A 21,848-nucleotide genomic window follows, 5' to 3' on the forward strand; every position below is an offset into this window, starting at 1 on the left:
GGCTGTGTCAGGCTCACCAGCAGTAACGATCTGGGTCGATACCGGTGACGACGACGGCGGGTGTGGGGACTTGGCGACCGCCCCCGTGGGTTCTAATCTGTATTCAGAAACCTATCGAGAGGTGATCCCGTGACCAGCGTGGCGTCCCGGCCGGTGCCGGCCCGACCGTCTCCCGAGGAACACGTCGAGCAGGTCGTGGCGCGGCTGCGCAGTACCTTCGCCGGCGGTCGGACGCGGGATCTGCGATGGCGGCGACAGCAGCTGCGCGGCATCGAGCGCCTGTGCGCCGAGCAGGAACCGGCGATCGCGGCGGCGATGGCGGCCGACCTCGGGCGCTCGGCGCACGACACCTGGCTCGGCGAGATCGCGAGCACCCGCGGCGAGGCGGCGTTCGCCCGCAAGCACCTGCGGCGCTGGAACCGGAAGCGCCGGGTGCACCTGCCGGTCGCGCAGCAGCCGGGCTCGGCGCACTACCGCTACGAGCCGCTGGGCACGGTCCTGGTGATCGGCCCCTGGAACTACCCGGTCTACCTCTGCCTGGGCCCGCTGGTCGGCGCGCTCGCGGCGGGCAACACCGCGGTGCTCAAGCCGTCCGAGCACGCGCCCGCGGTGTCGGCGCTGCTGGCCGAGCTGCTGCCGCGCTACGTCGACCCGGACGCCGTCGCCGTCGTCGAGGGCGAGGCGGACGCCACCCAGGCGCTGCTCGCGCAGGGGCTGGACCTGGCCTTCTTCACCGGCGGTCCGGAGATCGGCAAGAAGGTCATGGAGGGTGCAGCCAAGCACCTCACCCCGGTGGTGCTCGAGCTCGGCGGGAAGTGCCCGGCGATCGTGGCCGCGGACGCGGACCTCGCGGTGACCGCGCGCCGGCTGGTGTGGACGAAGCTGCTGAACTCCGGGCAGACCTGCATCGCGCCCGACTACCTCCTCGTCGAGGAGAGCGTCCGCGACGCGCTCGTCACCGAGATCCTCGGCTGCTACGAGCAGTTCCGGGTGGGGGAGCCGGCGGGCCTGCGGATCGTCAACGACCGCCAGCACGATCGGCTGACCGGGCTGCTCGAGGGCCACGGCGGGCGGGTCGTCCTCGGCGGTGGCGCGGACCGCGACGCGCTGACGATGGAGCCGACGGTCGTCGTCGACCCCGACAAGGCCTCGTCGCTCATGACCGAGGAGATCTTCGGGCCGATCCTGCCGATCGTGTCGGTGAGTTCGGTCGACGACGCCGTGCGGCACGTGAACGCCGGCCCGAAGCCGCTCGCCGCGTACGTGTTCTCGTCCTCGCGGCGCACCCACGAGCTGCTGACCGCCGCCGTGCCCTCCGGCGGCACGGTGATCAACCACGCGATGATGCACTGCCTCGTCCCGCAGCTGCCCTTCGGCGGGGTCGGCACCAGCGGGATGGGCGCGTACCACGGACGGTGGGGCTTCGAGGCGTTCAGCCACCGCAAGGCGGTGATGTCGAAGTCGACGAAGCCCGACCCGGGTCTGCTCTACCCGCCGTACTCCGACCGGGAGAAGGCCCTGATGCGGAAGCTGCTGTGACCGTCGTGGCGAGCGCCCCCGCCGTCGGGGTCGACGGCGGCTTCCACCGGGGAGGGTCGGGCGAGCCGCTCGTGCTGCTGCACGGCGCCTCGATGTCCTGGCGCGCCTGGCGGCCGGTGCTCGAGGCGCTCGAGAGCCACCACGACGTCCTCGCCCTGACGATGACCGGGCACCGCGGCGGCGAGACGTGGCCCGAGGGCCTCCGCGTCGGGGTCCCGGAGCTCGCCGACACCGTCTGCGCGCGGATGGACGCCCTCGGCGTCGAGCGGGCCCACCTCGCGGGGAACTCGCTGGGCGGCTGGGTCGCCCTCGAGCTGGTGCGGCGGGGCCGGGCGCTCTCGTGCGTGGCGCTCTCCCCGGCCGGCTCGTGGAAGCGGCCGCGGGACCTGTGGCGGCTGCTGCAGTTCTTCCGGCTCGGCACCGCGCTCGGGGAGGTCCGCGCGGTGCGTCGGGCCGCCGTGCGCCCGGACATGCGCCGGGTGCTGCTGCACCAGGTGATGGAGCACGGCGACCGGGTCCCGGCCGCCGACGTCGAGGGCTTCTTCGACGACCTCGTGGGCGCGACGATGATGCCCGCCCTGCTCGGCGGGGCACGGCCCGAGGACCGGCTCGCGGACTTCGACGAGCTGCCGTGCCCGGTGCGCGTCGCGTGGGCCGAGCACGATCACGTGGTCCCCTGGGCGCGCTACGGGGCGCCGATGCTGACCTCGGTCCGCGGGGCCGAGTTCGTCTCGCTGCCCGGGTGCGGGCACGTGCCCATGTGGGACGACCCCGAGCTCGTCGCCCGGGCGGTGCTGCAGGTGACCTCGCCGGCCTGAGCCTCGCCGGCCTGAGCCACCTGGGCTCAGGCCGCCGAGGGGGCCGTGGCGGAGAGGCCGTTCTCGATCAGTGACTGCGCGGTCGCTATGACACGGTCGAGCGAGCCCTGGTCGGGGTCCCACCACTCGACGGTCCAGGTCAGGGCGCCGAGGACGATCATCAGCGCCGCCCGCAGGTCGAGGTCCGGGTCGATCTCACCGGCCGCGCGCGCGTCCTCCAGCAGGCCCCGCCAGACGTCGATGTAGGCCCGGTGCGCGGTGAGCTGGCGGTCACGCATCTCCTGGGGCAGCTGGGCGACGGTGCGCACCGCCGCGGCGGAGTGCTCGGAGTGGGTCAGCAGCGTGTTGAGGTGCGCCGCCACTGCCACCCGGATGCGCTGCAGCGGCGTCGCGCTCTCGGGCACCTCGTCGAGGGCCTCGCGCATGAGCAGCATCGTGCGCTGCAGACCGACCGAGACGGCCTCCTCCACCAGCTCCTCGCGGGAGGAGAAGTAGTAGTAGATGGCGGGGGCCTGGACCTCGGCGATCGCCGCGATGTCCGAGAGCCGCGTGCCGGCGTACCCGCGGGAGTTGAGGACCCGGGCGGTGGCGTCGACGATCCGTTCGCGGGTGCGCTCCGACTTGCTGGAGGCACCGCCGCGGGTGGACGCCGGGTCCTTGCCCCGAGAGCTCGTGGCAGGCGGCATGTTCCGATGGTAGGTGGGATCGCGCTGTTCCGGGACGCCGACGCGCGTGGTGGTGCTCTCCCGGTCGGAGCGCATCAGATCTCCGGCGGCGGCACGAGCCCGGCCATGACCGCCCCGGTGATGCCGCCGTCGGCGGGGAAGGCGACGCCGTTGATCCAGCCGGAACTGCGCGAGGCGAGGAACTCCACCGCGGGCGCGATGTCGGCGGCCGTGGCGTGCCGGCCCAGGAAGGCGCGCACCCCATCGAGGGTCTGCTTGCCCATCGACTCCTCGAAGTCCGCCAGGATCGGCGTCTCGACCGGGCCCGGCATGACGGCGTTGATCCGCAGCTCGTTCATCTCGCGGACCGCCCCGCCCATGGCCATCGTGTAGACGACGACGGCCTCCTTGGAGAAGTTGTAGGCGTTCCCCTCGGGGCGGTGCTCGCGGAACCAGGCGAGGCCCTCGTCGAAGGTCTCCGTGGTGAGCAGGTCGCGGACCGTCTCGAGGCGCTGCGGCCAGCCGAACCCGGCGATCGAGGCGACGTTGACGATCGAGCCGCCGGGGTTCATGCGCTCGAACAGCGACTCGGTGAGGTGGCGCAGCCCGAGGAAGTTGACCCGGAAGACGGTCTCGGAGGGTGCGTTGCCCGGCACGCCCGCCACGTTCGCGAGCACGTCCCACCCGGAGCCGGCCTCGGCGACCGCGGCGTCGATCGCCGCCGGATCGGCCAGGTCGATCTCGATGTGGGAGGCGACGTCGGCCGTGGGCTTGTTGCGGTCGAGGCTCACCACCTCGGCACCGTCGGCGATCAGGGCGCGGGCGACGGCGTCGCCGATGCCCGAGGCGGCCCCGGTGACCAGGCAACGCAGGCCTGCGACGTCCATGGCGGTCTCCTCACTCCCGGAACGGTATTGATTCGAATCTAGATTCAAAACAAGAGGGAGTCAATCCGGACACGATCACGGCTCGTCGGGTCGGAGCCGGGTCAGGGCCGGGTCACGGCATGGAGGAACCGCCGCCGACGGCCACGACCTGACCGGTCACCTGGCGTGCCACGCGTTCCGAGGACAGGAACACGACGGTGTCGGCGACGTCCGAGGCCTCCGTGAGGCGCCGCAGCGGCTGCTGCTTGACGACGTGATCGACCTGGTCGGACGTGAAGATCGCGTCCTGCCCCGCCGACCAGAGACTGCGCTCTCCGACCCCGCCCTCGTCCGGCAGCACCAGCCCGGGGCAGACGACGTTCGAGCGGATCCCCTTGCGGCCCTGCTCCCGGGCAGTGGTGCGGGCCAGGGCGATCATCCCGGCCTTCGTCGTGCCGTAGACGCCCTGGCGGACCGCCCCGAACGCGGCGTCCGAGGAGATGAAGACGATCGACCCGCGCCCCGCCTCGCCCATCGGTCCCAGAACGGACTGCGTGCAGTCGATCGCGGTGAAGAGGTTGACCTCGACGTGGCGCTGCCACAGCGCCCGGTCGGTCTGCTCGGTCAGGAACCCCGGAACGCTGATGCCGGCGTTGTTCACCAGCGCGTCGACCCCGCCCCAGGCGTCCACGGCGCGGCCGGTCACCACGGCGCCCGAGCCGTCCTCGGTCAGGTCGGTCGCGTGGACCAGGACCTCGCCCGCCCCGAGATCTTCGGCCTCGACCTTCACCCGCTCGGCCTGCTCCGCGTCGACGTCGACCAGCAGGATGCGGGCGCCCTCCCGGGCGAAGCCGTGGACGATGCCGCGGCCGATGTTGGAGGCGCCGCCGGTGACGATCACCCGGGCGTCGGCCAGTCCGAGGTCCATCTCGAGTTCCCTTCTCGGGCGTGCGCTCGTTGCGGGATCGGACCACACGTCCGAGGGGTCCGCCGGGCCGTGTCCGGCGCTTGACACGCCCGCCCCGTCGTGGTGTCGTGCTCCTAACCTAATCCATCTTAAAAAAGCCGCCGGAGGTGGGCGATGACGCTGACGACCGAGCCGAACGCACGGCAGTACGACCCGGTGTCGCTCGCCCCGATGGCCTTCTGGGCGAAGTCGCCGGAGGAGCGCGAGGAGGACTACGCGGTCCTGCGTGCCGAGCGGCCGATCAGCTGGCACCCGCCCGCCGAGGGCTCGATGATGCCGCCCCAGGAGGGTGGCGGGTTCTGGGCGGTGACGCGCCACGCGGACATCGTCGCCGTCAGCAAGGACCCCGAGACCTTCTGCTCGGGCGAGGGCATCCAGATGGAGGACGTCCCCCTCGACATCCTCGAGGCGGTCAGCTCCTTCCTCGCCACGGACGCCCCGCGGCACACCAAGCTCCGCAAGCTGGTGAGCGCGGCGTTCACCCCGAAGCGGGTGAAGAAGATCGAGGAGCAGATCAAGGCCCAGGCGACCCGGCTGGTCGACCAGCTCATCGAGACCGGCGACTGCGACTTCGTCGAGCACATCTCCCGACGGCTGCCGCAGTGGACGATCTTCGAGATGGTCGGGGTCGAGGACCAGGAGACCCGCGAGATCGCGACCCGCGCCGCCGACGGCATGGTGAGCTGGGGCGACGAGGACGTCCGGCAGGGACGGGAGCCGGCCGAGCTGCTCACCGAGTCGCTCATGGCGCTCATCAACGTCGCCCTCGAGCTGGCCGAGGCGCGCCGCGCCGAGCCGCGCGACGACCTCATGACCAACCTGGTCCAGGCCGAGGTCGACGGCGAGCAGCTCACCGACGAGGAGATCGCGGCGTTCTTCTGCCTGCTCTCGATCGCCGGCAACGACACCACCCGCAACACCACCTCCTCGACCATGCGGGCGCTGACCCTGAACCCGGACCAGCGGGCGTTGCTGCGCGAGGACTACGAGGGGCGCATCACCGTCGCGATCGACGAGTTCGTCCGCTGGGCCACCCCGGTGATGACCTTCCGGCGCACCGCCACCCGCGACGTCGAGCTGGGCGGGCAGCAGATCAAGCAGGGCGACTGGGTCGTGCTGTTCTACTCCTCGGGCAATCGCGACCCTGAGGTGTTCGACGACCCGATGCGCTTCGACGTCACCCGCTCCCCGAACCCCCACATCGCGTTCGGCGGCGGCGGACCGCACTACTGCATGGGCAACCAGCTCGCGAAGACCCAGCTCCGCGCGATCTTCTGGGAGCTGTTGACCCGCGTCCCGGACCTCGAGGCCGGGGAGCCGGTCTACCTGGCCGGGAACTTCATGCAGGCCATCAAGTCGATGCCCTGCCGCCTCAACCTCTGACACCACCACGCCGAGCCTGTAGGAGGAACGATGCCGCGCATCGTCGTGGACTACGACAAGTGCACCGGACTGGGCATCTGCGAGTCGATCGCCCCCGACGTCTTCGAGGTCGACGACGACGGCTCGCTGCTGATCCTGGAGGAGTCCCCCGACGAGACCCGTCGCGGCGAGCTCCAGGAGGCCGTCGACGGCTGCCCGACCGGCGCCCTGTCGATCGAGGACTGAGCCGGTGGCGGACCAGGAACTGGTGCTCCTCGACGTCGACGAGCGCGGGGTGGCGCGGCTGCGCCTCAACCGACCGGAGGCGTCGAACGGGATGGACGTCCCGCTGCTGCGGGCCCTCTACGACAAGATCATGAACGCCTACTCGGAACCGAACCTGCGGGCGCTCGTGCTCTCCGGGGAGGGCAAGAACTTCTGCGCGGGCGGCGACGTCAAGACCTTCGCGAGCAAGGGCGAGGCGCTGCCGGACTACCTGCGTGAGGCCACGTCTTGGCTGCAGGTGTGCGTGCAGGGGCTGCTGAACCTGCCCGCCCCGGTGATCGCGTCGGTGCACGGGTTCGCGGCGGGCGGCGGCGGTTTCGGGCTGGTGTGCGCGGCCGACCTGGTCGTCGCGGCGGAGTCGGCGAAGTTCCTCGGCGGGGCGACCCGCGTCGGAATGGCGCCGGACGCCGGCACGACCGTGACGCTGCCGCAGCTGGTCGGGCTGCGGAAGGCCCTCGAGATCTCGCTGACCAACCCCGTGCTGACGGCGGCCGAGGCGCTCGAGATCGGCCTGCTGACGAAGGTCGTTCCCGACGACGAGCTCGGCAAGGCCACCGAGGACCTCGCCTCGCAGCTCGCCGACGGCGCCCCGCGGGCGCTCGCGGCGACGAAGCGCCTGATGTGGGCCGGGCTCGGCTCCCGCGTGGAGGCCCAGCTGCCCGAGGAGGCGCGCACCGTCTCCGAGCTCTCCGGCACCGCCGACGCCCGGGAGGGCCTCGACGCCGTCATGGGGCGCCGCGCGCCCTCGTTCACCGGGCGCTGACCCTCAGCGTCGGCCGAGCTCGACCCGGGAGGAACCGATGTACCCGCGCACCCACGCCCTGCGCACCCCCGACAAGGTCGCCGCGCGCCTGGTCGAGACCGGCCAGGAACTGACCTACGCCCAGCTCGACGACCGCTCCACCCGGCTCGCGCGCGTGCTCGCCGACGCCGGCCTGCACCGCGGCGACACCGTCGCGCTGCTGTCGACCAACGCGCTCGAGGCGCTCGAGGTGTACTGGGCCGGCCTGCGGTCGGGCCTCTACGTGACCGCGGTGAACCACCACCTGGCCCCCGACGAGGTCGCCTACATCGCCCAGGACTCCGGCGCCCGGGCGATCGTCGTCTCCGCGGACAAGGGCGACCTCGCGGCCGCCGTCGTCGACTCCACCCCCGGCGTCGTGCTGCGCCTCGCCTACGGCGGCGAGGTCCCGGGCCACGGCTCCTACGAGGCGGCGCTGGCCGGGTCGTCGGGTGAGCCGCTCGACGACGAGCCGGCGGGCGCGCCGATGCTGTACTCGTCGGGGACCACGGGCCGCCCGAAGGGCATCCGGCCGCCGCTCGAGGACGCGCAGATCGCCGACGCCCCCGACCCGCTCGTGCGGCTCATCGCGGCGTTCGGCGTCGGCGAGGACACCGTCTACCTCTCGCCGGCCCCGATCTACCACGCGGCGCCGCTGCGCTGGGCCGCCGGCGTGCACTCCCACGGCGGCACCGTGGTGATGATGCGCAAGTTCGACGCCGAGGGTGCGCTCGCCGCGATCGCGGCCAACGCCGTCACCCACGCGCAGTTCGTCCCGACGATGTTCGTGCGGATGCTGCGCCTCGACGACGACGTCCGGCTCTCCTACGACCACTCCAGCCTGCGGGTCGCGGTGCACGCGGCCGCGCCGTGCCCGGTCGAGGTCAAGCAGAAGATGATCGCCTGGTGGGGCCCGATCCTCGTCGAGTACTACGCCGGGACCGAGGGCCACGGCATGACGATGATCGACAGCGCGCAGTGGCAGACCAAGCCCGGCTCGGTCGGCAAGGCGGTGCTCGGCACCGTCCGCATCTGCGACGACGACGGCATCGTGCTGGGAACCGACGAGGTCGGCACCGTCTACTTCGAGCGTGATCAGCTCCCGTTCGTCTACCACAACGACCCGGAGAAGACCCGCGAGGCGCAGCACCCTGCCCACGAGAACTGGACGACCGTCGGGGACATGGGCCGCGTCGACGAGGACGGGTTCCTGTTCCTCACCGACCGGAAGTCCTTCACGATCATCTCCGGCGGTGTGAACATCTACCCGGCCGAGATCGAGAGCGTCCTGACGCTGCACGACGCGATCGACGACGTCGCCGTCATCGGGGTGCCCGACGAGGAGATGGGCGAGCAGGTCCGCGCCTTCGTCGTGCCCACCGCGGGGACGGCGACCGGCCCCGAGCTCGAGGAGCAGATCATCGCCTTCGTGCGGGAGCGCATCGCGCACTACAAGGCGCCCTGCGGGGTGGAGTTCGTGGACTCGCTGCCGCGCACCGAGACCGGCAAGCTCCTCAAGCGGGAGATCCGGGAGGCCTACCTGGCCTCCAGCCCCGCCGGCGCCTGAGCGGCCACGGCGTCCCGGAGATCGTCCGGGACGCCGCGGGTCAGGGCGTGCAGGATGAACCGCTGGGTGGTGTCGATGACGTCGTCCACCGGGCCGCGGTCCGGATCGAACCACTGCGGCGCCCAGTTCAGCGCGCCGAGCACGAACATCCGGGCGAGCCCGACGTCGAGGTCCGGCGCGAGCTGCCCGGCCTCGGCGCACGCCACCACCAGTCCGCGCCAGATGTCGCTGTAGGTCCGCTGGCCCTCGACGAGCTTGGCGCGGATCGGCTCGGGCAGCTGGCTGGCGTTGCGCAGCGCCGCCGAGGAGAAGTCCGAGGTCTCCAGCACGATCCGCAGGTGCGCGGCGACGGCCTCGCGGACGCGCTCGATCGGCGGCAGGTCGTCGGGCAGTTCGGAGAGCACACCCACGACGTGGTCGATGATGGTCGCCTGGCCGGAGAGCACGACCTGCTCGACGAGCGCGTCCCGCGACGGGAAGTAGTAGTACAGCGCCGGGGCCTGCACCGAGGCCAGCTCGGCGATCTCGGTCAGGCGGGTGCCGGCGTACCCGTGGCGGTCCAGCAGCTGCGCCGCGGCCACGAGGATGCGCGCACGCGTCCTCGACGACTTGTTCTCCGCGCCGGACGACCCCCGAGCGGCGCGCGGGCGCCCCATGGCGGACGAGTGTAAGGAACGTTCACGACGGCCGCCCCGTCCACGGGGTCAGCCCGGCGGCAGCGACTCGATCTCCGGGCCCCGTCCGGCGTCGCGCCAGCGGTGCAGCGACGGGTCGAGCAGGCGCCGCCACCAGTCCTCGGGCGCCCAGACGAGCGACTCCAGCTCGAGGGCGTCGAGGTAGCGCACCGCGTCTGCGCGCAGGTCCTCGACGCGCAGCCGCGCCCCGGAGCCGCCCTGCTCGAGGGTGACCTTCACCGTCGCGAACTCGCTGGCGACCACACCGAGCTCGATGCCGGGGGTCGCCTCGTCGTCGCCCTTCGCCACGGTCACATCAGACCAGGAACGACAGCGAGAGCAACGGCCGGTCGGAGTCGACGAGCACGACCTTCTTGGTCGACATCCGGAGGCCGTCGTCGGTCCGGCGCAGCTTGTGGGTCACGCGGCCCGCCCAGAACCGGGTCCCGCGCTCGCGCGACTCCACGATCTGGACGACGGAGGTCACCACGGTGTCGGTGCCCTCGACGCCGAGGACCTCGACGTTGCCGACCGTGCGGCACAGCCGGGACGGCGGGCGCTGCGCGTGACGACGGCCGGTATGCAGCTGTTTGATCCGGGTCGCGATGCGGCCGCGGTTGTCGAAGATGATCGACATCGACGTCATCGGGTCGGCCGTGTCGTCGATCGGCACGTAGTAGAGCGCGTCGTCGGTCCAGAGGGCCTCCCACGCGTCGAGCTCGTGCGCGTCGGCGAGCCGGGCCTCGCGGTAGAGGAACTGGGCGGCCTCGTCGACGCCGATGGGCGTGACGGTGCCGGTGTCGTTTCCAGCGGTGGGGGCCGGCGTCCCGTCGACGATCTGCTGGGCCGCAACTGTCATGGTCGAGCTCCGCTTCGCTTCGTCTCCGTCGTCATGCCTGCGCTCCTTCGACGGTGCTCTCCTGCGGGGCGGTGGCGGGCTGCGGGTCCATCAGCGTCAGGTAGTGCGACCACATCGACCGCATGGAGGTCTCGTCGGTCGCGGTGCCGATCGTGTACCCGTCGTCGTCGGTGGTCTCACGGCCGAGCCCGCGGCGCAGGTCGAGCCACTCCGGGCGCAGCTGTTCCACCCCGCGCTGGTTGCGCTCGTACATCTCGGCGTCGTCGGCCAGCAGCATCCCGGCCGGCCCGACCGAGCCGACGCACTGCGTCACGAGCCGGCGGTTGAGGTCGGGCGCACCCTTGAACTGGATCGCCGTCACGTGCTGGACGGTGCGGTTCACCGCCAGCGGCTGGATCGAGAAGAGCTGGATCTCGGCGACGAAGAGGTTCGGGAAGATCATGATGTGCGGCGAACCGTTGATCATGATCTCGTCGCCGGTCTCCGTGCCGTACACGTCCCGCATCTGCGCCACGTAGTCCGGGATCTTCGACTCCGGGGTGCCCGCCCAGCCCATCGGGACGCCGAGGCGCCGGAACTCCGGGGCCAGGTCGTTCTCCGAGTGGCCGCCGCCCAGGGCGCGGGTCACCGCCGTGGACTTGTCGCTGTAGAGGTCGCCGATGCTGCTGCCGGAGATCGAGAAGATCGAGGAGTGGACGAACTGCGGGTGGTAGCCGTCGGTCTCGTTCTCGACGAGCATCTTCCAGTTCGCCTCGACCTCGTGCTGTACGAAGCCCGCGGTCAGCTCCACCTCGCCCTCGGGGGAGAGGCGGGCCAGCCGGTCGAGGCGCTCGGCGGCGGCGCCCAGGTGCTCCTCGAGGGTCGGCCCCTCGGCGGCCAGGCTGCCGAAGACGAAGCCCCGGTAGATGCCGACCCGGGGCACCGTCGCGAGCCCGCCCAGCTCCTTGAGGCCCTCGCGGCCGCCGTAGCCCTGGTTGAAGGGGGCGCCCAGCAGGTCGCCGGTGTTCGAGAACGTCCAGCCGTGGTACGGGCAGCGGAACGAGCCGGAGTGCCCGCGGTCGGCCTCGCAGACCAGGTTGCCGCGGTGCGCGCAGCGGTTCTGCAGCAGGTGGACGCCGCCGTCGGTGTCGCGCGTCATGACGATCTGCTGCGGGCCGATCGTCTTGCGGACGTAGTCCTTCGGGCGCGGGATCTCGCTGACGTGCCCCACGTAGACCCAGGTCGAGTACCAGATCCGCTCGAGCTCGGCCGCGAAGATCGCGGGGTCGGTGTAGAGCGAGCCGTGCACGCGGTCGGGCTGCACGAGGCCGCGCAGGCCCTCGGGAGTCGGCCGGGACGACCCGAGCGTGGTGGTCATCGAGGGTCCTCTCGCAGGACAGGTCGAGTACGGCGCCCAGCTTCCCGCGAATTTAATCCGGAGTCAAGACAGTCTGTCTGGACACCGTGTCCAGTCACGCGTCGGCGTGGGCGTAGAGCATGTTCCAGACGACGGCGGTGAAGGCCTCGACGGTCTGCTCGGCCCGCTCGTCGTCGGCGCCGCGCAGCATCTGGTCGAGGCCGCGCTCGGCCATGCCGGTCAGCATCTGTGCGGTGCCGCGCGGCGGCAGGTCCCGGTGCACGGTGCCCGCCCGCTGCCCGCGCTCGATGTGGTCGGTCAGCTCGTCGACGTAGGAGTCGGTCAGGGCGCGGAACGCCTCGTGGACCTCGGCGTCGTGGCTCGAGGTGTCGGTGAAGGCGCGCATCAGCTCGGCGTGCGGGCGGTAGGTCGCGACGATCACCGCGGCGCGCTCGCGCAGCTCCTCGCGCGAGGCCGGTGCGTCGCCGGCCCACCAGCCCCGCCCGGCGGTGAGCAGTGCCTCGACGATGTCGGCGGTGACCTCGCGCAGCAGCGCGCCCTTGTCGGCGAAGTGGACGTAGAAGGTCGAGCGCGAGACCCCGGCGCGCGAGGCGAGCCGCTCGACCGGCAGTTCGGTGAAGCTCGTGCCCTCGGCGAGGAGCTCGGAGAGCGCGCCCAGCAGCCGGCGCGCGTTCTCCTCGCGCCGCTGCGCCCGGGTCCCGGACGTCCTGCGCGTCACCGACGCCATGGGCGCTCACCCTACGGCGCCGGTGCGTCGCCGTTGACCGGGACGAGCGATTCTTCTAACGTCCGTTAAAACCCGCCCGTTCACTGGTCGTGGACGCCGACCGGCGGGGCCGAGCGCGAGGGAGGCCTGTGGACGAGCCGGTGCACGCCGAGGTCGACGGGCCGGTCGGGCGGATCACGCTCAACCGGCCGCACGCGCGGAACGCGGTGACCGTCGAGCTCGGGCGCGCGCTGCACGACGCGGTCGTCGACCTCGCCGGCCGCACCCGGGTGCTGCTCATCCGCGGCGCCGGCGGGCACTTCTCGGCCGGCGGCGACTTCGCCGAGGTCTCGGCGCTGCGGGCCGAGGGACCCGACGCGCTGCGCCCGCTGTTCGAGAACTTCGGGGCCGCGTGCGCGGTGATCGGTGAGGTCGGGGTGCCGGTCGTCGCCGCCGTCGAGGGCTACGCGCTGGCCGGCGGCTTCGAGCTGCTGCAGTCCTGCGACGTCGTCGTCGTGCGCGAGGACGCGAAGATCGCCGACAACCACCTCAACTTCGGGCAGGTCCCCGGCGGCGGCTCGTCGCAGCGGCTGCCCCGGCTGGTCGGGCGCTCGCGGGCGTTGGCCCACATCCTCACCGGCGACCGGATCTCGGGCACCGACCTGCTCGCCTGGGGGCTGGCCCACCGCGCCGCCTCCGCCGAGGACTTCGACGCCGTCGTGGACGAGGTCGTCGAGAACCTCGCGAGCAAGGACCCCGCCGCACTCGCCCGGGCCAAGCGCCTGGTGCGCGACGGGCTCGAGCTCCCCCTCGCCGAGGGCCTCGCCGCCGAGCGCGAGGCCGTCGTGGACCACCTCGGCGGCGACTCCGCCGCCGCGGGCATCGCCGCGTTCGACGCGCGTACCCGCTGAGCAGTGCACCCGGCCCGCCCGCTGACCCGTTCCCCCAGACCTCCAGGAGTGCTGCCCATGCGCACGTTCACCGGCGCCGACGACCTGCTCGCCTCCGTGGGCGAGCAGCTCGGACCGACCGACTGGATCGAGATCGACCAGGCCCGCATCGACCAGTTCGCCGACGCGACCCGCGACCACCAGTGGATCCACACCGACCCGGAGCGGGCGGCGCAGGGTCCGTTCGGCACCACCATCGCGCACGGCTTCCTGACGCTGACGATGCTGCCGGAGCTGCTGAACTCCCTCTACACCGTCGAGGGCGTCAAGATGGCCGTGAACTACGGCCTGAACAAGGTGCGCATGCCCGCGCCGGTGCCGGTCGGCTCGAAGGTCCGCGGTGTCGCGACCGTGTCCGAGGTGACGCCGCTCGACGGGAACGCCGTGCAGGTCGTGTTCTCCACCGTCATCGAGCTCGACGGCTCGTCCAAGCCCGCCTGCGTCGTCGAGAGCATCGGACGCTTCTACCTGTAGTTCTGACGTCTTTGTCCAGAGGAGGTCCGTGTGTCCGGAGTCGAGGGACGCGTCGTCGTGGTGACCGGAGCCGGGGGAGGGCTCGGGCGGGAGTACGCCCTGCTGCTCGCCCGCTCCGGCGCGAAGGTGGTGGTGAACGACCTCGGCGGCGCCCGGGACGGCAGCGGGGAGGACCATGCCGCCGCGGACACCGTCGTCGGCGAGATCCGCGACGCGGGCGGCGAGGCGGTGGCGAACTACGACAGCGTCGCCGACGAGGCCGGCGGCGCGGCCGTCGTACAGGCCGCCCTCGACGGGTTCGGGCGCGTCGACGGCGTCGTCGCGAACGCGGGCATCCTGCGCGATGCGGCGTTCCACAAGATGACCCCGGAGGCCTGGGAGGCCGTCCTCGCCGTCCACCTGAACGGCACGTTCCACACCGTGCGCGCCGCGTGGCCGCACTTCCGCGAGCAGCGCCACGGCCGCGTCGTCGTCGCCGGCTCGACGTCGGGGATCTACGGCAACTTCGGGCAGTCGAACTACGGCGCCGCCAAGGGCGGGATGATCGCGCTCATCCGCACCCTCGCCTTCGAGGGCGCCCGCTACGGCATCCTCGCCAACGCGATCGCCCCGATCGCCTCGACGCGCATGACCGCGGACGTGGCGCCGCCCGAGGTGCTCGAGAAGCTCGGGCCGGCCCACGTCGCCCCGGTGGTCGGGTACCTGCTCTCCGACGAGTGCAGCGACTCCGGCACGGTCACCGTCGCGGGCGGCGGCCAGATCCACCAGGTCGCGCAGTTCATGACGAAGGGTGTCACCTTCTCCGAGGTCCCGACCCTCGAGCAGGTCGGGGACCGGTGGAACGAGATCACCGACCTGTCCGGTGCCGTGCCCGGCGTCAACCCGGTCGGCTGATCCGTGACGACGGTCCGCGCGGCCCGTGAGCGCGACGTCGCGGCGGTCACGCCGCGCGGGCTGACCGAGCATCGCGTCCAGACGTGGTGCGTGTGGTCGGCCCCGCTGTTCGTGGCGCTGCTCTTCGGCGCCCTCCTGGTCGCCGGGTGGGTCCCGCCGCCGTCGCCGTCGCAGACGCCGGGCCAGGTCGCGGCGATGTACGCGGAGCACACCGACCTCAAGCGCCTGGCCTTCGTGCTGCTCTTCCTCGGCGGCGGGATGAGCGCCGCGTTCGTGGCGGCGATCGACCACCGCCTGGAGCAGATCCCCGGAGCGCGGGCGCTGGCCCGGCTGCAGGTGATCGGCGGGACCCTCGGGGTCTTCGCGGTGGTCCTCCCGGCGATCGTGTTCATGGTCGCGGCCTACCGCCCGGAGCGGAATCCCGAGATCACCCAGGCCCTGCACGACCTGGCGTTCATCCCGTTCATCGGCAACCTGGTGCCGTTCCTCATCCAGGCGATCGCCATCGGGGTGGCGGTGCTCATGCAGGACCCGGAGCGACCGGTCCTGCCGCGCTGGGTCGGCTTCTACAACCTCTGGACGGCGTTCCTGACGCTGCCGGGACTGCTGCTGATCTTCTTCCGTACCGGGGCGTTCGCGTGGAACGGCGTGCTCGTGTTCTGGGTGGTCGCCACGGTCTTCGGCGGGTGGTTCCTGGTGATGTTCTGGGTGCTGCGCGACGTGCTCCGGGCGGAGGCCCGATGAGCGCCGCCCCGCCGGCGGAGCGCGAGGCACCGGTATCCCGGACGCCCGGCGAGACAGGCATCTGGATCTTCGTCCTCGGCGACATGGTCGTGTTCGCCGTCTGCTTCGTCGTCCTCGCCGTGACCTACGCGCACGACCGGGCGGCCTACGCGGCCGACCAGCAGGCCCTGCACCTCGGGCTCGGCATCGTCAACACCGTCGTGCTCGTGACGACGTCGCTGACGATGGCCCTCGCCGTGCGTGCGGCCCGGCTCGCCCGGCCACGGACGGCGGTGCGGCTGGTCGTCGCGACCATGGCGGGCGCGGTGGTGTTCGCGGCGGTCAAGGTCGTCGAGTACACCGATCTCGTCGTCGCCGGGCACACCGCGCGCTCCGACGACTTCTTCCTCTACTACTTCTGCTTCACCGGACTGCACCTGCTGCACGTCGTGATCGGGCTGGCCGTGCTCGGCGGGGTGCTGCGGATCGTGCGCCGGCCGGTGCTCGGGCGCGCCGACCTCTCGCTGGTGGAGAGCGGAGCGAGCTACTGGCACATGGTCGACCTGCTCTGGCTCGTGCTCTTCGGCCTGCTCTACACCCTGGGGTGATCATGCCTGCCGTCGTCGACAGGACCCTGATCGCCGTCTGGGCCGCGCTGCTCGTCGCCACGGCCGTCTCGGTCGGGGTCCACGAGGGACTGGGCCCCGGCCCGACCACGGTGCTCGTGGTCGTCGCCGTGGCCTTCGTCAAGATCTGGCTCGTCGGCCGGTACTTCATGGAGCTGCGCCACGCCCCGGCGGTGCTGCGCCGGCTGTTCGACGCCTACGTCGTCGTCGTGCCGGTCGTGCTCGCCGTCGTCCTGCTCGCCTGACGGGCCACCTTGATCAGGGGCACGTGAGGCAGGTCGCGGGTCGCCGGACCCTGCCCCACGTACCCCTCGTCAGGCCTACCGCGCGGCGGCCGGGGCTAAGCGTTCGGCCAGCTCCTCCACCACCAGCGCGGCGGTCTCCGCGCACGCCGTCGTGCCGCCGTTGGCGTACTCCTTCACCGCGTCGCCGACGTTCCAGAGGTTCGCCACCGGCGTGGTGTGCGGCAGGTCGAAGCCCGCAACCGCGCGCTGCGGCGGCCAGTCGTCGCGCCACACCGAGGTGGAGAGCACCCGGGCGTCGGCGAAGCCGGGAATCTGCTCGTGCAGGTCCTCGTGGAGCAGCGCCGTCTCCTCGGCCGCGTCGAACCCGCCGGTGGCCGGGACCGGGACCGAGGTGCCGTTGTAGAGGTGCCAGCCCTCGGGGGCCATCTCCGGGCAGGTCGCCGTGAAGTTCGCGACGTAGCACATCCGCCGGGTCTTCGCGAAGCTCAGCATCCCGGGGGCGTCGATGAGCGGGGTCCGGCTCGCGAAGTTCACGACGATCATCGAGCACGGCGTGGTGTCGACGGTCGCCGTGTACTCGGCCGACAGTCGGTCCCGGCCGATCAGATCCGCCGTCGCGGCCGGCCCGACGTCGCTCACCGCGGCCCGGCAGGCGACCTCGACGGTCTCGCCGGCGCGCGTGACGGTGGCGCCGGTGACGAGGCCGTCGTCGCCGAGGTGCAGCCCGCGGACCTCGCTGTCGAGCCAAATTTCACTGCCCTCGCCCGCTGTGCCTTCGATGACGTCGGCGAGGGCCCGCCACACGCCGATGGTGCCCTCGGGGCAGAACCCGAACTTCTTGAACGCGCTGCGCCGGGTGAAGTACGTGAGGAAGACCTTGGCGGGCAGCTCCTCGGAGCTCACCGCGAAGATCGACGCACACATGTTCCGGAAGATCCCGTGGACGTTCTCGTTGCTGGTGAAGCGCCGCAGCCACTCGGCCGTCGAGAGGCCGCCGTCGGGCAGGCCGTCGTCGGTCCGGGCGGCGCCGAGCCCCTCGAGGACCTTCGCGCCCTGGCGGGTGAGCTTCGAGAGCAGGAACCCCCAGCCGCCGCCGGTGACGTCGACGTCCTTGCCGCCGATCCGGTAGAGCAGCGGCGGCGTCGCGCGGCGCACGTCGAAGCGGGCGCCCACCTCGGCGAAGGTCTGCTCGGTGATCCCGCCGACCTCGATGACGATCGCGCCGTTGTTGACCTTGAAGCCGTCGATGTCCTCGGTGGACGCGCGGCCGCCGACGCGGTCGAGGCGCTCCACGACGAGCGTGCGGTAGCCGCGCTGGGTGAGCCGGGCGGCGGTGAACAGCCCGCCGGCGCCGGCGCCGACGACGAGCACGTCGAACGTCCTGGTCATGCGTCTCCTTTGCTCAGTAGGTGCGCTGCCGCGCCCGTGAGCACTAATTGATGCCCTGGCGTCAATTAGTGCTCACAGGGCCGAAGGCCACCTAGTACGAAGCCGGCAGGCCCAGGCTGTGCTGGGCGACGAAGTTCAGGACCATCTCGCGGCTGACCGGGGCGGTCTTGAGCATCCGGGCGAGGAACCAGTAGTCGGACAGGCCGTACTCGAGCGCGAGCCCGTTGCCGCCGTGCGTCTGCATCGCCTGGTCGAGGGTGCGCAGCGAGGAGTCGGCGGCGGCGAACTTCGCGATGTTGGAGGCCTCGGCGGCGTCGGAGCCCTCGTCGAACAGTTCCGCCGCGCGGGCGGTGAGCAGCCGGGCCTGCGCCACCGCGATGTAGCACTCGGCCAGCGGGTGCGCGACCCCCTGGTGGGCGCCGATCGGGACGCCCTTCCACACCGCCCGCTCGCCCGCGTACCGGGTGGCCTTGTCCAGGGCGTAGAGCGAGAGGCCGTTGGAGATCGACGCGGCGGTGATCCGCTCCGGGTTCAGCCCGGCGAACACCTGCCGCAGCCCGGCCCCGTCGTCGCCGATGAGCGTCTCCGGCCCGACCGCGACGTCGTCGAGGAACACCGTGAACTGGTGCTCGGGCTGGACGAGCGCCGCCTCGAGGTGCTGCCACGACAGCCCGGGGGAGTCGGTGGGGACGACGAACAGCGACAGCGGCTTGCGCCCGCTCGACCCGGGCTGCGCCGACCCGCTGCGCGCGACGACGAGGACGGCGTCCGCCTCGTCGATCCCCGAGGTCCAGTACTTGGTGCCGCGCAGCCGCCAGCCCCCGTCGCCGTCGGGGTGGGCCGTCGTCGTGATCTCGTGGCTGTTCGACCCGGCGTCCGGCTCGGTGATCGCGAACGCCATCTTGAGCGAGCCGTCCGCGATGCCCGGCAGCCAGCGGGACTTCAGCTCCTCCGAGCCGTGCTGCGCGATGATCGTCCCGCAGATCGCCGGGGAGATCACCGTCATCAGCAGCGGGCAGCCGGCGGCCGAGGCGGCCTCGACGACCACCGACAGGTCGCCGAGCGTGCCGCCGCCCCCGCCGTAGGCCTCGGGCAGGTGTACGCCGAGGAAGCCGGCGGCCCCGAGCTCCGACCACAGCGCGGTGGGTTGCTCGTGAGCCCGGGAGCGGGCGACGAAGTACGGGTGCCCGTACGCGGCGACCAGCTTCGTCACGCTGGCGCGCAGTTCGGCCCGTTCCGGGCTCTCGGGGACGATCGACGAGGGGGTCAACGGAGGTCCTCTCTGCTCAGCGGCCGTGGAAGACCGGGCGCTGCCCGGCGCGGAAGGCGGGGACGCCCGCCGCGGCGTCCTCGTCGGCGGCGGCGTCGGTCATGGCGGTGATCTCGGCGCGGGCCTGCACCGGCAGGGCGGTGTTGTGGGACTCGCGCAGCAGCCGTTTCATCCGGCCGAACGCGCGGGTCGGGCCGGCGGCCAGGCGCTCGGCCAGGGCGCGGCCGCGTTCGTCGACGTCGTCGGCGGGCACGGCCTCGGTCGCGAGCCCCCAGGCCACCGCCTCGGCGCCGGAGAAGGGCCGGTTGAGCAGGAAGAGCTCCTGGGCACGGCGCAGGCCGACGGTGCGGGGCAGGTACCAGGTGTTCAGTCCGTCGGCGACCAGCCCGAGCGCCGCGTAGCCGATCGCCAGCGACGCGGCCTCGTCGATCACCACGACGTCGGACACGTGCAGCAGCCCGAGCCCGCCGCCGGCGGCGGCCCCGCGCACCGCGGCGACCACCGGCGCGTCGATCTCGGTGAGCCGCTCCAGCGCCTGGTGGTAGGTGTCGATCATCTGGCGGAGCACCACGGGCAGCGCGGCCGGCTCGAGCTCGCCGAGCACGGCGAGGTCGCCGCCGACGCAGAACCGCGGCCCGTCGGCGCAGAGCAGCACCGCGCGGACCGCTGGGTCCTCGGCGGCCCGGAAGGTGGCCTCGTCGAGATCCTCGGTGAACCGGGGATCGATGGCGTTGCCGGCCTTCGGGCGGACGAGCCGGATCGTGGCGACGCCGTGGGAGTCGACGGTGTAGCTCAGCCGACGCATCTCCCGTTCGCCGGCCCGCGGTCGGTCGGGGGCGGGGAGCGCCTCGCCCCAGGCGGTCGAGTCGGTGTACTGCGTCAGGGCGGCGATCCGGCCGTCGGCGGCGAAGCGCAGGACGTGCGCGAAGGCGGCGTCGAGTTCGCCCCCGCCGTCGCGTGCGGTGCCCCGATAGCGCCCGAGGACGACGAGCGCGCCGTCGTCGGTGGGCAGGAAGCGCTCGGGCTCGGCCCGCGCCGCGTAGCGCCGGCCGATCGCCCACCAGAAGCCCTGGATCGCGGCGTCGCGGCCGTGCCGGACCTCGCCGAGATCCCCGGGCAGGCCGGCGGTCGGCTCGACGACCACGTCGGGGTCGAGGAGGTCGGCGAGGGCGTCGGCATTGCCCGCGGCGAGCGCGTCGTAGAGCGCCCGCGCCCGGGTCTCGGCGTCCGTCGTGATCACGTGCGCCCGGTCTCCCTCCGTGCCGAATTTTTCTAGGACTTACTAGAACATGCTGGTGAGAGGCAGGCAAGAGGGAGAGATGCCCAGAACGAGCGAGAGGACGACGGCCGGTCGGGTGTTCCCGGGTGCCAGCCCAAGTGGTTTAATCGAAATTCGAAACAAGGCGTGCTTCGGAGGGGGAGCCCCGTGCAGTTGGTGCCGGCGATGGACTCGGTCTACCTCTGGGGCGAGGGCGGCAACAGTCCCTGCCACGTGATCGCCCTGCAGCTCTTCCGCCCGCCCGAGGGCTCGGGCCCGGAGCTGCTGGACGAGCTCTACGAGGGCATGACCGACCCGAAGCACGTCAAGCGCTCGTTCCGGCGCCGGCCGGTGCGTGGCTGGTCGACCGGCGGACAGTTCGCCTGGGCGATCGACGACGACCTCGACATGGGCCTGCACGTGCGCCGCATCGGGCTGCCCCGCCCGGCGCGCATCCGGGAGCTGCTCGAGTTCCTCGGGGACTGGCACGCCGTCCCGCTGGCCCGCGACCGCCCGCTCTGGGAGGCCCGCCTGGTCGAGGGACTCGAGGACGGCCGGTTCGCGCTCGCCACCAAGATGCACCACGCGTCGCTGGACGGCGTGAACATGGGTCGCCACCTGCTCGGCGGCCTGTCCACGGACCAGGAGCACCGCGGGGGCACCGCGCCCTGGATGGTCCCGACGGCGGAGCGCAGCTCCCCCCGCAAGCGTCGCCCGCTGCCCAGCTGGACGGACACCGCCCGGTCGGTCGGCGGCGCGGCCGGGGCGTTCGTCCGCTCGCTGCCGCGGCTGGCGAGCGCCGGCGCCGCGGCGGTGCGCGAGGACTCGGTCGCGCTGCCCTACGACGCACCCCCGACCCGGTTCAACGCGCCCGTCAGCTCCGGGCGCCGGTTCGCCGGCGACAAGTGGCCGATGGAGCGGCTGCGCACCGTCGCCCGCCGGGCCGGGACGAGCTCCAACGACGTCGCGCTCGCGATGTGCGGCGGGGCGCTGCGCAGCTACCTGGACGAGCGCGGTGAGCTGCCCGACGACCCGCTGGTGACGATGGTCCCGGTCTCGCTGGTCGGCACCGACCCGTCGGGGACGGCGACCGACGGCAACTCCTGGGCGGCGGTGCTCGCCACGCTGGCGACGGACACCGACGACCCCGTCGAGCGCCTCACCCGGGTCCACGCCGCGATGAACCGCAGCAAGGACCTCATGGGCTCCCTCGACGCCGTCTCGGCGACCGCGATCAGCGCCGTGAACCTCGCCGGGGCCGTCCCGATCTCGATCCCGGGCGCCCCGTCGCTCCCGCGCCCGGCGTTCAACCTGATCTGCTCGACGATCCCGGCGACCCGCGAACCGCTCTACCTCGACGGGTGCGAGCTCACCGAGAACTACCCGATCTCCATGGTCCTCGACGGTCAGGCCCTCAACATCACGATGGTCTCCTACGCCGATCACCTGGCCTTCGGGATCACCGGCTGCCGCCGCTCGGTGCCGCACCTGCAGCGGCTGCTGGCCCACCTCGAGAACGGCCTGACCGACCTGGAGAAGGCCACCGCCCGGTGATCGGTGATCACGGGGCACG

General features: G+C 72.3%; 24 protein-coding genes. 13 read left to right on the top strand and 11 right to left on the bottom strand.

Features of this window, described 5'->3' with window-relative positions:
* The first annotated feature begins 129 nt into the window (after window positions 1–129).
* Window positions 130–1,539, top strand: coding sequence for an aldehyde dehydrogenase family protein (locus LQ327_RS14530; protein WP_230734682.1), 1,410 nt, complete (start codon window positions 130–132; stop codon window positions 1,537–1,539).
* A 5-nt stretch (window positions 1,540–1,544) separates the two neighbouring features.
* Window positions 1,545–2,357: an alpha/beta fold hydrolase gene (locus LQ327_RS14535; RefSeq protein WP_230734684.1), complete on the top strand. Its 813-nt coding sequence runs from the start codon at window positions 1,545–1,547 to the stop codon at window positions 2,355–2,357.
* A 26-nt stretch (window positions 2,358–2,383) separates the two neighbouring features.
* Here LQ327_RS14535 and LQ327_RS14540 read toward each other — a convergent pair whose 3' ends face one another.
* From LQ327_RS14540 to LQ327_RS14550, 3 genes are all read right to left on the bottom strand, one after another.
* On the bottom strand, window positions 2,384–3,043 hold the full coding sequence (locus LQ327_RS14540) for a TetR/AcrR family transcriptional regulator (protein ID WP_230734686.1): 660 nt from the start codon (window positions 3,041–3,043) through the stop codon (window positions 2,384–2,386).
* A 74-nt stretch (window positions 3,044–3,117) separates the two neighbouring features.
* A complete protein-coding gene (locus LQ327_RS14545; protein ID WP_230734688.1) occupies window positions 3,118–3,909 on the bottom strand; it encodes a coniferyl-alcohol dehydrogenase in 792 nt (263 codons plus the stop codon).
* A 112-nt stretch (window positions 3,910–4,021) separates the two neighbouring features.
* Window positions 4,022–4,816, bottom strand: coding sequence for an SDR family NAD(P)-dependent oxidoreductase (locus LQ327_RS14550; RefSeq protein WP_230734690.1), 795 nt, complete (start codon window positions 4,814–4,816; stop codon window positions 4,022–4,024).
* A 153-nt stretch (window positions 4,817–4,969) separates the two neighbouring features.
* On the opposite strand from LQ327_RS14550, the gene LQ327_RS14555 reads away from it, so the two are divergent.
* The 4 genes from LQ327_RS14555 to LQ327_RS14570 are packed head-to-tail and all read left to right on the top strand — an operon-like array spanning window position 4,970 to window position 8,850.
* The gene (locus LQ327_RS14555; protein ID WP_230734692.1) at window positions 4,970–6,238 is read left to right on the top strand and encodes a cytochrome P450; all 1,269 of its coding nucleotides are present in this window, start codon (window positions 4,970–4,972) and stop codon (window positions 6,236–6,238) included.
* Between the two features lie 30 nt (window positions 6,239–6,268).
* Window positions 6,269–6,463: a ferredoxin gene (locus LQ327_RS14560; protein WP_230734694.1), complete on the top strand. Its 195-nt coding sequence runs from the start codon at window positions 6,269–6,271 to the stop codon at window positions 6,461–6,463.
* Between the two features lie 4 nt (window positions 6,464–6,467).
* Complete coding sequence (locus LQ327_RS14565; RefSeq protein WP_230734696.1) at window positions 6,468–7,265, top strand: enoyl-CoA hydratase/isomerase family protein; 798 nt, start codon at window positions 6,468–6,470, stop codon at window positions 7,263–7,265.
* A 37-nt stretch (window positions 7,266–7,302) separates the two neighbouring features.
* Entirely contained in the window at window positions 7,303–8,850 is a 1,548-nt protein-coding gene (locus tag LQ327_RS14570; protein WP_230734698.1) for an acyl-CoA synthetase, read from the top strand.
* Here the strand turns inward: LQ327_RS14570 and LQ327_RS14575 are convergent.
* From LQ327_RS14575 to LQ327_RS14595, 5 genes are all read right to left on the bottom strand, one after another.
* Window positions 8,820–9,506, bottom strand: coding sequence for a TetR/AcrR family transcriptional regulator (locus LQ327_RS14575; protein WP_230734700.1), 687 nt, complete (start codon window positions 9,504–9,506; stop codon window positions 8,820–8,822). The genes LQ327_RS14570 and LQ327_RS14575 overlap by 31 nt on opposite strands.
* A gap of 48 nt (window positions 9,507–9,554) precedes the next feature.
* Complete coding sequence (locus LQ327_RS14580; protein WP_230734702.1) at window positions 9,555–9,833, bottom strand: hypothetical protein; 279 nt, start codon at window positions 9,831–9,833, stop codon at window positions 9,555–9,557.
* 7 nt (window positions 9,834–9,840) lie between these two features.
* Window positions 9,841–10,383, bottom strand: a complete 543-nt coding sequence (locus LQ327_RS14585) for an aromatic-ring-hydroxylating dioxygenase subunit beta (RefSeq protein ID WP_230734704.1) — start codon at window positions 10,381–10,383, stop codon at window positions 9,841–9,843.
* Window positions 10,384–10,414: 31 nt separating this feature from the next.
* Complete coding sequence (locus LQ327_RS14590; protein WP_230734706.1) at window positions 10,415–11,740, bottom strand: aromatic ring-hydroxylating oxygenase subunit alpha; 1,326 nt, start codon at window positions 11,738–11,740, stop codon at window positions 10,415–10,417.
* Between the two features lie 94 nt (window positions 11,741–11,834).
* Window positions 11,835–12,467, bottom strand: a complete 633-nt coding sequence (locus LQ327_RS14595) for a TetR/AcrR family transcriptional regulator (RefSeq protein WP_230734708.1) — start codon at window positions 12,465–12,467, stop codon at window positions 11,835–11,837.
* A 128-nt stretch (window positions 12,468–12,595) separates the two neighbouring features.
* Here LQ327_RS14595 and LQ327_RS14600 point away from each other — a divergent pair, with 128 nt between their 5' ends.
* From LQ327_RS14600 to LQ327_RS14625, 6 genes are read left to right on the top strand one after another with little or no spacing between them, the layout of a single operon-like run.
* Window positions 12,596–13,357, top strand: coding sequence for an enoyl-CoA hydratase/isomerase family protein (locus tag LQ327_RS14600; protein WP_230734710.1), 762 nt, complete (start codon window positions 12,596–12,598; stop codon window positions 13,355–13,357).
* 57 nt (window positions 13,358–13,414) lie between these two features.
* The gene (locus LQ327_RS14605; RefSeq protein WP_230734713.1) at window positions 13,415–13,870 is read left to right on the top strand and encodes a MaoC family dehydratase; all 456 of its coding nucleotides are present in this window, start codon (window positions 13,415–13,417) and stop codon (window positions 13,868–13,870) included.
* A gap of 30 nt (window positions 13,871–13,900) precedes the next feature.
* Entirely contained in the window at window positions 13,901–14,764 is an 864-nt protein-coding gene (locus LQ327_RS14610) for an SDR family NAD(P)-dependent oxidoreductase (protein ID WP_230734715.1), read from the top strand.
* Window positions 14,765–14,767: 3 nt separating this feature from the next.
* Window positions 14,768–15,508: a hypothetical protein gene (locus tag LQ327_RS14615; protein ID WP_230734717.1), complete on the top strand. Its 741-nt coding sequence runs from the start codon at window positions 14,768–14,770 to the stop codon at window positions 15,506–15,508.
* Window positions 15,505–16,095: a cytochrome c oxidase subunit 3 gene (locus LQ327_RS14620; RefSeq protein WP_230734719.1), complete on the top strand. Its 591-nt coding sequence runs from the start codon at window positions 15,505–15,507 to the stop codon at window positions 16,093–16,095. The genes LQ327_RS14615 and LQ327_RS14620 overlap by 4 nt, the downstream gene beginning before the upstream one ends.
* Before the next feature lie 2 nt (window positions 16,096–16,097).
* Window positions 16,098–16,358, top strand: coding sequence for a cytochrome C oxidase subunit IV family protein (locus LQ327_RS14625; RefSeq protein ID WP_230734721.1), 261 nt, complete (start codon window positions 16,098–16,100; stop codon window positions 16,356–16,358).
* 75 nt (window positions 16,359–16,433) lie between these two features.
* On the opposite strand, the gene LQ327_RS14630 is transcribed toward LQ327_RS14625, so the two are convergent.
* From LQ327_RS14630 to LQ327_RS34765, 3 genes are all read right to left on the bottom strand, one after another.
* Complete coding sequence (locus LQ327_RS14630) at window positions 16,434–17,747, bottom strand: phytoene desaturase family protein (RefSeq protein ID WP_230734723.1); 1,314 nt, start codon at window positions 17,745–17,747, stop codon at window positions 16,434–16,436.
* A 91-nt stretch (window positions 17,748–17,838) separates the two neighbouring features.
* Entirely contained in the window at window positions 17,839–19,017 is a 1,179-nt protein-coding gene (locus LQ327_RS14635) for an acyl-CoA dehydrogenase family protein (protein ID WP_230734725.1), read from the bottom strand.
* A gap of 16 nt (window positions 19,018–19,033) precedes the next feature.
* Window positions 19,034–20,257 (bottom strand): enoyl-CoA hydratase-related protein, encoded by a 1,224-nt coding sequence (locus LQ327_RS34765; RefSeq protein ID WP_230734727.1) that lies wholly within the window; start codon window positions 20,255–20,257, stop codon window positions 19,034–19,036.
* A 186-nt stretch (window positions 20,258–20,443) separates the two neighbouring features.
* On the opposite strand from LQ327_RS34765, the gene LQ327_RS14645 reads away from it, so the two are divergent.
* Window positions 20,444–21,829, top strand: a complete 1,386-nt coding sequence (locus tag LQ327_RS14645; RefSeq protein ID WP_230734729.1) for a WS/DGAT/MGAT family O-acyltransferase — start codon at window positions 20,444–20,446, stop codon at window positions 21,827–21,829.
* Window positions 21,830–21,848: the final 19 nt, after the last annotated feature.

This window comes from Actinomycetospora endophytica, assembly GCF_021026375.1.
GTDB classification, from domain to species: domain Bacteria; phylum Actinomycetota; class Actinomycetes; order Mycobacteriales; family Pseudonocardiaceae; genus Actinomycetospora; species Actinomycetospora endophytica.